The sequence below is a fragment of the [Clostridium] symbiosum ATCC 14940 genome, assembly GCF_000466485.1.
In the GTDB taxonomy this organism is placed as follows: Bacteria; Bacillota; Clostridia; order Lachnospirales; family Lachnospiraceae; genus Otoolea; species Otoolea symbiosa.
On the sequence record NZ_KE992827.1, the window covers coordinates 8,175 to 16,272 of the forward strand.

General features: G+C 55.9%; 10 protein-coding genes and 1 pseudogene. All 11 read left to right on the forward strand.

From position 1 onward, the window contains the following. Nucleotides 1–74: 74 nt before the first annotated feature. Complete coding sequence (locus CLOSYM_RS03745; RefSeq protein ID WP_021641013.1) at nt 75–431, forward strand: DUF7768 domain-containing protein; 357 nt, start codon at nt 75–77, stop codon at nt 429–431. Beyond that, a complete protein-coding gene (locus tag CLOSYM_RS03750) occupies nt 424–1,122 on the forward strand; it encodes an antirestriction protein ArdA (protein ID WP_021641014.1) in 699 nt (232 codons plus the stop codon). Before CLOSYM_RS03745 ends, CLOSYM_RS03750 begins: the two co-directional genes overlap by 8 nt. Nucleotides 1,123–1,180: 58 nt before the next feature. Further along, on the forward strand, nt 1,181–1,963 hold the full coding sequence (locus CLOSYM_RS03755; protein ID WP_021641015.1) for a DUF6674 family protein: 783 nt from the start codon (nt 1,181–1,183) through the stop codon (nt 1,961–1,963). 87 nt (nt 1,964–2,050) lie between these two features. Continuing rightward, complete coding sequence (locus CLOSYM_RS03760) at nt 2,051–2,518, forward strand: PcfB family protein (RefSeq protein WP_021641016.1); 468 nt, start codon at nt 2,051–2,053, stop codon at nt 2,516–2,518. After that, on the forward strand, nt 2,515–4,335 hold the full coding sequence (locus tag CLOSYM_RS03765) for a VirD4-like conjugal transfer protein, CD1115 family (RefSeq protein ID WP_021641017.1): 1,821 nt from the start codon (nt 2,515–2,517) through the stop codon (nt 4,333–4,335). Before CLOSYM_RS03760 ends, CLOSYM_RS03765 begins: the two co-directional genes overlap by 4 nt. A gap of 108 nt (nt 4,336–4,443) precedes the next feature. Beyond that, nucleotides 4,444–4,659 carry a Maff2 family protein gene (locus CLOSYM_RS03770; protein WP_002575635.1) on the forward strand — a complete coding sequence of 72 codons (216 nt, stop codon included), beginning with the start codon at nt 4,444–4,446 and terminating at the stop codon, nt 4,657–4,659. A gap of 16 nt (nt 4,660–4,675) precedes the next feature. Next, nucleotides 4,676–5,542 (forward strand): VirB6/TrbL-like conjugal transfer protein, CD1112 family, encoded by an 867-nt coding sequence (locus CLOSYM_RS03775; RefSeq protein ID WP_021641019.1) that lies wholly within the window; start codon nt 4,676–4,678, stop codon nt 5,540–5,542. 54 nt (nt 5,543–5,596) lie between these two features. Next, nucleotides 5,597–6,298, forward strand: a complete 702-nt coding sequence (locus CLOSYM_RS03780) for a septation protein SpoVG family protein (RefSeq protein WP_021641020.1) — start codon at nt 5,597–5,599, stop codon at nt 6,296–6,298. Nucleotides 6,299–6,349: 51 nt separating this feature from the next. Beyond that, the gene (locus CLOSYM_RS03785; RefSeq protein WP_021641021.1) at nt 6,350–6,748 is read left to right on the forward strand and encodes a DUF7007 domain-containing protein; all 399 of its coding nucleotides are present in this window, start codon (nt 6,350–6,352) and stop codon (nt 6,746–6,748) included. 48 nt (nt 6,749–6,796) lie between these two features. Then, nucleotides 6,797–7,231: a PrgI family protein gene (locus tag CLOSYM_RS03790; RefSeq protein WP_021641022.1), complete on the forward strand. Its 435-nt coding sequence runs from the start codon at nt 6,797–6,799 to the stop codon at nt 7,229–7,231. Next, nucleotides 7,179–8,098, forward strand: a pseudogene (locus tag CLOSYM_RS03795) (VirB4-like conjugal transfer ATPase, CD1110 family); the annotation flags it as partial. The gene CLOSYM_RS03790 and the pseudogene CLOSYM_RS03795, both read left to right, overlap by 53 nt.

The following is an 8,098-nucleotide window of genomic DNA, read 5'->3' on the forward strand; positions in this document are numbered from 1 at the left end:
GCCGTTCCCCTTCCCACGGGAAGGGGCGGAGGGGATGGGCTATCTATTAAGCGCAAACAGGAAGGAGGAACCCCATGAAACGACCTTTAGCATACATCACCGCCGCGTGGACAGGCGAACACAAGGCCGACACGGAACAGGCGGCGCAGTATTGCAGGGCGGTCTATGAGGCCGGATTTTCCCCGGTCTGCCCTCTGCTCTACCTGCATTTGTTCCTGAATGACAATATTCCCGAGGAACACAAAAGCGGGATTGACATGTCCCGCGATATGCTCCGCCGGGCTCATGTTCTGGTGGTGTGCGGCAACGGTATGACAGAAGATGTGAAGAATGATATTGCCGTTGCCGGGCGGCTCAACATCACAGCAACCACCCTGGACGGCATATTGACCGTGAAAGACAAGGGCCGGGAGGCTCGATGCGATGATTAGCGCCTATATTGGCAATCTCGGCAAATACAATGAGGGGATTCTCGCGGTGGAACCGTTGAGATTTCCCGCCTCAACAGAGGAAGTACAGGCCGTACTTTCCAAGATTGGCGTGGACGGTATACGGTATGAGGAAATCTTTATTGCCGATTATGAAACTAATGTTGCCGGGCTGCGGAACCATTTGGGAGAAGGCGAAAGTATTGACGAACTGAATTATCTTGCCTCCCTACTGGACGGACTGGACAACGGCCAGAAGGCAAAATATGAAGCCGCCCTCTCGCTCGGAGAATATACCGGGAGCGTTAAGGATTTAATCAACCTGACCCAAAACCTTGACTGCTACGAATTTTACCCAGAGGTACAGAATGAGGAAGAATTGGGGCGGTATCTCATTGACGAGTGCGGAGCCCTTGACGTGCCAGAACATATCAAAGACTATTTTGACTATGAGGCATACGGAAGGGATATGTTCTTAAATACGACAAGCGATTTTGCGGGGGGCGGCTATATCGAGAACAACGGGAGTCCCTTCATGGAACACTATGACGGGAAGGTTCCAGAGGAATACCAGATATTTTCCTATCCCGATGAACCCCGACGCTCCATTCTCGAAGCATTGAAACAATTCCGGGAGGCCCCGCCCCCGGAACATGGCAAAACAGCAAAGGCCGCGATCCATGAGGAACGGTAGACCTCGGGCCAACTTGACCCGAGGTTTTTTGCTGGCCGGACGAAAGGAGGTGTGAATATTGCCAAAGAAGAAAGCGCCCGCCGTGGAAACGCCGATAGCTGAAAATGAGTATGTAAAAGAACTGCTGGCTCTGCTGAAAGAAAACCAATCCCCGGCAGGAAAAGAACTGTTAGAGGCTATAGGGCATGTTTCCGAAATGGAAAAACAGCTTGCCAGTGCGGTTGACGAGCTGAAAGCTATGCGGCAGGATTTGGAGAAAATGAAGAACCCCCCGTTAAAATCAGCCCTGCAAAAATCAATCGTTGTCCTGCAAGACCGTATTCTTGCCCTGCGTGACAGTCTCGCGGAGCTAAAAGCCGGTATCATTGAGGGCTGTAAAAATACGTTGGCCGCTGTGAAGGAACGTGGAATTTCCGCGCTGGATCACGCTGCCCGGTTCTTCCATATCAAGCCGGGGCTGACAGCCCTGCGGAACAACATCAACGAAGGCATACAGGCGGACGAGAAGGCCATTTCCAGAATAGAGGCCGTAAGCGCCGAGTACCACGAAGTCGGGCGGCACTTGAAAAACATAGGCCAGGCCCTGATGGGTAAGGAGGCCGTACAGGAGGCGAAGGCCCCCGGCAAGCTGGCAAAGACGGTACAGGCCCCCTACCGGGCGGAACGGGCCTGTTTCCTTGCGGCCCGGAACAGTCTGGATAAGGCGGTTGCCAGTCTTGAACGGCTGGAACGTACCGCCGAAAGACAGCCTTCTATCTTAAAAACCATGCAAGAGCACAAGAAAACGAGCCCGCCGAAGAAGGAAAAGACAGCTCCGGCGGCGGTACATGACGAGCGGTAGACCTCGGGCCAAGTTGGCCCGAGGTTTCCCATATCCCCGGGGGCCTCCGGTTTTAACCGGCGGCTCCCGGACGGGAAGGAGGTATCAATGGAAGAAGAAGTATCAAGAAAGACTGTGGCTATATCCGTACAGGCGGCAAAGCTGACGGGCCGGGTGCTGTTCATGGCGTGCCAGAAGTTTCTGGCCGGAGTGCAGAAACACAACCGGGACGCACTCACGCCCCACGGGCGGCAGACCGTGAAACAGCTCATGGGCCACACCGGACAGTCCAACAGTATCCAGCTAAAGGGAGACGCCCGCCTGTTTGACCGGGTGGCCCGGAAATTCAATGTAGACTATGCGTTCCACAAGGTAGGCCCAAAGGACTATCTCCTGTTTTTCAAGGCGGGACAGGCCGACGCCATCACGGCGGCATTTTCCGAGTATACCAAGCGGGTGATGGCCCGCCAGAACGACAAGCCCTCTATCCGGCGCGGGCTCCGGCAGGCTATGGGCCGCGTCAAGCCCCGGCAGAAGGAACGGGAAAAGACCAGAGAGGCGGTGCAGGAACGGTGAACACCAAAATCAAAAAATATGTGGTTCCCAATCTCCCGTACCTGTTTATTTTCTGGTTCTTCTGCAAGGTGGGGACGGCCTACCGCCTCGCGGAAGGTGCGGACTTCGGCGCGAAGCTCATAGGTATGATGAAAACCATAGGCCCGGCTTTCGGGACAATCACGCCGGGCCTCGCTGGCTTCGATTTGCTGGTGGGCCTTGTGGGGGCCGTGGTGCTCCGGCTGGTGGTCTATAACAAAGTGAAGAACGCAAAGAAATTCAGGAAGGACGTGGAATACGGCTCGGCCCGTTGGGGAACGGCCAAAGACATAGCCCCATTCGTAGACCCGAAGTTTGAAAACAACGTGATACTGACCGGGACGGAATTTCTGACTATGAACACCCGGCCCAAAATCCCGGCCAACGCCCGAAATCTCAACTGCTGTATTATCGGTTCGTCCGGCTCGGGAAAGACCCGGTTCTGGCTGACCCCGCAGCTCCTTCAGGCTCATTCCTCGTATGTGTGCGTAGATCCGAAAGGCGGTGTCCTCTCCCAAGTGGGCCATTTCCTGCAAAAGAGGAAGGGTTATAAATTTAAGGTGTTCAACTCGGTGGACTTCCGAAAGAGTATGCACTATAACCCGATGGCCTACATCAAGACAGAGAGCGACGTTCTGAAATTCGTAAACGCCCTGATAACCAACACAAAGGGACAAGGGAAAGAGGGGGACGAGTTCTGGACGAAGGCCGAGACGCTTTTATACTGCGCCCTTGTGGCCTATATCGTCTTTGAGGGGCCGGAGGAAGAACGGAACATGAACACGTTAGTCGAAATGATTAACAGCATGGAAGTAAGGGAGGATGATGAAAGTTTCAAGAATGCCGTTGATTATATGTTTGACGGCCTCGCCAAACGCAAGCCCCAATGCTTCGCGGTGCGCCAATATGCCAAGTACCGCCTTTCCAGCGGCAAGACTGCGAAAAGTATCTTGATTAGCTGTGGGGCGCGTCTGGCCCCATTCGATATTGCGGAGCTCCGGGAGATTATGAGCTATGACGAGTTAGAGCTTGACAGGCTCGGGGACGAGAAAACGGCCCTGTTCTTCTGCATATCCGACACGGACAGCACCTACAACTTTATCGTGGCGCTGGCCTTCTCGCAGATGTTTAACCTCTTGTGTGAAAAGGCCGATAACGTCTACGGCGGGCGGCTCCCCCATCATGTACGGGTGCTGTGGGACGAAGCCGCCAACACGGGACAGGTGCCGCAGCTTGAAAAAATGGTCGCTGTCATTCGCTCCCGGGAAATCAGCCTGTGCCTGTTCTATCAGGCCATGAGCCAGTGCAAGGCCCTGTATAAAGACAATTCCGAAACCATCTTAGGAAACATGGATTCGGTTATCTTCCTCGGGGGCCGGGAGCACTCCACGATTAAGGAAATCTCGGAGGTACTGGGAAAAGAGACAATCTCCATGTATACCGAGAGCCGGACGCGGGGCCAGTCGGAAAGCTACGGCCAGAACCTCCAGCGGCTCGGCAAAGAGCTGATGACAATGGACGAGCTCACCACAATGGACGGGAGTAAATGTATCTTACAGCTTCGGGGGCTCCGGCCCTTCCTATCCCCAAAGTACGATTTGAAAAAGCACCCGAACTATAAATACACGGCGGAGGCCGACAAGAAGCGCAACGCCTTCCGTCTGGAAAAGCTGATAAGCACCCGGTTGAAACTGAACCCCGAAGAAGTCTACGAGGTTTACGGGGCCGGGGACGCGGACAGCGCCGAGGACGATATTCTAAATTATGACGATCTGGACGACCCGGACGCCTTCGCCTGACCTCGGGCCAAGTTGGCCCGAGGTTCCCAACGCCTGAAAAGGGCGGCTTTTTTCGTAGCCGGGGCTCTGGCCCCACAACAACATATATTTTGAATGGAGGAAAACTATATGGAATTTTTTGCTTCTGCTATCGACACCCTGAAAATCCTTGTTATCGCCATCGGCGCGGGCCTCGGGGTCTGGGGCGTGGTCAATCTTTTGGAAGGTTACGGCTCGGACAACCCGGGAGCCAAGAGCCAGGGAATTAAACAGCTTATGAGCGGCGGCGGGATTATCCTGATTGGAACGACGCTCATTCCCCTGCTGTCCGGCCTGTTCAGCTAAACGATAAGGAGACGCCATGCAGATAATCTTCGACGCAATCGCGGAATGGCTCAAGGGCCTGCTGGTTGCCGGTATCATGGGCAACCTCGGCGGGCTCTTTGACAACGTAAACGCGCAGGTCGGAGAGATTGCAGACCAAGTGGGGACGGCCCCGGCGGCATGGAACGCCGGGGTTTTCTCCATGATACGGCAGCTCTCCGAGACTGTCATTCTCCCAATCGCCGGGCTGGTGCTCACCTTCGTCATGTGCTACGAGCTTATTCAGCTACTCATTGAGCGGAACAACCTGCACGACATAGACACATGGATATTTTTTAAGTGGACATTCAAGACCTTCTGCGCCATTCTCATTCTGTCCAACACCTTCAATATCGTGATGGGCGTGTTTGATATGGCGCAGTCCGTTGTCCAGCAGTCGGCGGGACTGATACAGGGGAGCACCGAAATTACCCCGGATATGCTGGCCGATATGGAGACGCAGTTGGAGGCGATGGAGCTGGGCCCCTTGCTCGGGCTCTGGCTCCAATCCTTCTTTGTGGGCTTTACCATGACCGCGCTCAATATCGTGATTTTCGTGATTGTCTACGGGAGAATGATTGAGATTTACTTAATGACGAGCCTTGCCCCAATCCCCCTTGCAACGGTAGTCAACCGGGAGATCGGGAGCATGGGCCAGAACTATTTCCGCTCCCTGCTGGCGGTGGGCTTTCAAGGGCTTCTGATTATCGTCTGTGTCGCAATCTATGCGGTGCTGATACAGGGGATTGCCACGAGCGGGGACATGATAGGCGCGATATGGGGCTGTGTGGGCTATACCGTCCTGCTCTGCTTTACGCTCTTTAAGACGGGCTCCCTCGCAAAATCCATCTTTGGCGCTCATTGATAAGGCAGGGCTTCGGGCCAAGTTGGCCCGGGGTTTCAGAAACGAGGTGAGGCTATGGCCCCGAGACGGTACGGGGTGGCCTCGGACGGGAGTATTCAGCCGCTATGGCATGGAAAACTGGCAGAAGATTTTACCGAGGCGGACACCCTGCGCTTTATGGCCGACACAGATATTCAGTTAAGCGGAAACGTGTCTGCGGACACGCTGGCCGCAATCAGGCGGGCAGGCTACCGCTACGAGGGCGGGGAGGTTCTTCCCCGGCCCGGAAAGGAGGAAATGACAATGAGCGAAGAAAAGACCACGGGCGCGCAGGCCCCGGAACAGGAGGCCCCCGGCGGCTCCGGCTTAAAGCTGGACGTGACCGCCCGGCCCATTGACCCCATCAAAAATCTGGTGGGCTTTGCCACCGTGAAGCTCAACGACTGCTTTGTGGTGGAGGACTTCAAGATTTTACAGAGTGACAAGGGCTTGTATGTGGGTATGCCGAGCAAGCCGGATAAGAGCAGCCGGACAGGCTACCGGGACACGGTGAAGCCCATCACGAAGGAGTTCCGGGAGGAACTTCACGGGGCGATTTTAGAGGCGTACCAACAGGAGATAGAAAAGTTGCAGGCCCGGATTGCCGCCGCCCGGCAGGCTCCACCCCCGGAAAAGGCGTCCATCAAGGGCCAGTTGGAAGCCGGAACGAAGAAGGCGGCAAAGGAGAACGCCGCCCGAGCCCCGAAGGAAAAGCCCACAAAGGCGGTGGAGCGGTAACACTTCGGGCCAAGTTGGCCCGAGGTTCCCCGGCGGAAAGGAGGACAGCCCATGTACCGAAAGCCGGAAATATCGCCGTGGGGCCGTGTGCAGGTCTGTGATATTCTCTGTCCGGGCGTCTTTCTGGTGAGCACCGCCAGCCACGGCGGGACAATGGTTTCAAAGGAAGTGGCGGCTTTTCTCTCCCCCGCCGCAAAGAAATGCGGGTTCCGGCAGGGCGGCTATATCTGCTTTGAGGAAGATACACAGGAGGAAGTTGTTTTCCGGGAACTGCTGGATAAGCGGCTCTGGAAAATCCCCGACCGGATCAGAAACAAGGAGGCGTTTGAAGAAAACATCAACCAATCCCTCCGGGAGCACAACCCCGCATATTGGAGGGCGCGGACACGGGGGAGGGAAACCGCCCGGCCCGCTGTCCGGCAGGACGCGGCCCGGGGCGAAACACGATAACCGCTTCGGGCCAAGTTGGCCCGAGGTGATGAAAGGAGGTTTTGAGCTTTGCCCTATGTGCAGGTTCCGAAAGATTTATCCAAAGTAAAGACCAAGCTGGCCTTCAACCTGACGAAGCGCCAGCTTATTTGTTTCTCGGGCGCGGCGGCGGTGGGAATCCCCGTCTATCTGCTGACCCGCCCCATCATCGGTAACAGTCCGGCACTGTTCCTGATGATTGGCCTCATGCTCCCATTCTTTTTCTTTGCCATGTACGAGCGTGACGGCCTCCCCTTTGAAAAGATACTGCGAAACTATATCCGGGCCCGGTTCCTCTGGCCCCAAGTCCGGCCCTACAAGACCGAAAATTTCTACGCCGCATGGAGCGGCCCCGGCGCTTCGGGCCAAGTTGGCCCGAAGCCGGAGGACACACCGAAAGGAGGTACAAGGATTGCGAAAAGGAAAAGAGGCAAAACAGGCCGCGCCCAAACGGGCGGGCGATAAGAGCCGGAAACAGGCGGGGCCGCAGACCGCACAGCAGACAATCCCGTTCCGGGAAATGTTCCGGGACGGTGTATGCCGCTTAAACAACGGCGTTTACACAAAGACGGTGGAGTTTGAGGACATCAACTACCAGCTCGCGCAGGCCGAAGATCAGTCGGCCATCTTTGACGGGTGGAGCTCCTTCCTGAACTACTTTGACAGTGCCCTGCCCTTCCAGCTTTCCTTCATCAACCACCGCTCCCGGCCTGAAAGCAAGTACACCGTAAATATCGCCCTGAGGCATGACGAGTTTGACAGTATCCGGGCCGAGTATGTGGAAATGCTGGAAAACCAGATTGCCAAAAGCAACAACGGCATTGTCCGCACGAAGCTGATAACCTTCGGCGTCCCGGCGGACAGCGTGAAGGCGGCGCGGCCCCGGCTGGAACGGATTGAGGCCGACATTATGGGGAACTTCAAACAGTTAGGCGTTCAGTCGCGTCCCCTCCCCGGGCGGGAGCGTCTGGAAATCCTTCACGGCCAGCTTCACCCCGGAGGCCGGGAGCCCTTCACCTTTACATGGGAGCAGATACCGCAGACAGGCATGACCACAAAAGACTTTATCGCCCCGACCAGCTTTGACTTCCGCCGGGGCCGATTCTTCAAGGTGGGGGCGACGTGGGGCGCGGCCTCTTATTTGCAGATAACCGCCTCGGAGCTCTCGGACAAACTGCTTGCGGAGCTTCTGGAGCTGGACACGGAAATGACCGTCACCATGCACATTCAGACGGTAGACCAGTCAAAGGCCATCAAGACCATCAAGGGCAAGCTCTCGGATATTGACAAAATGAAGATGGAGGAAGTGCGCCCAGATAGGGCATTGTGTGA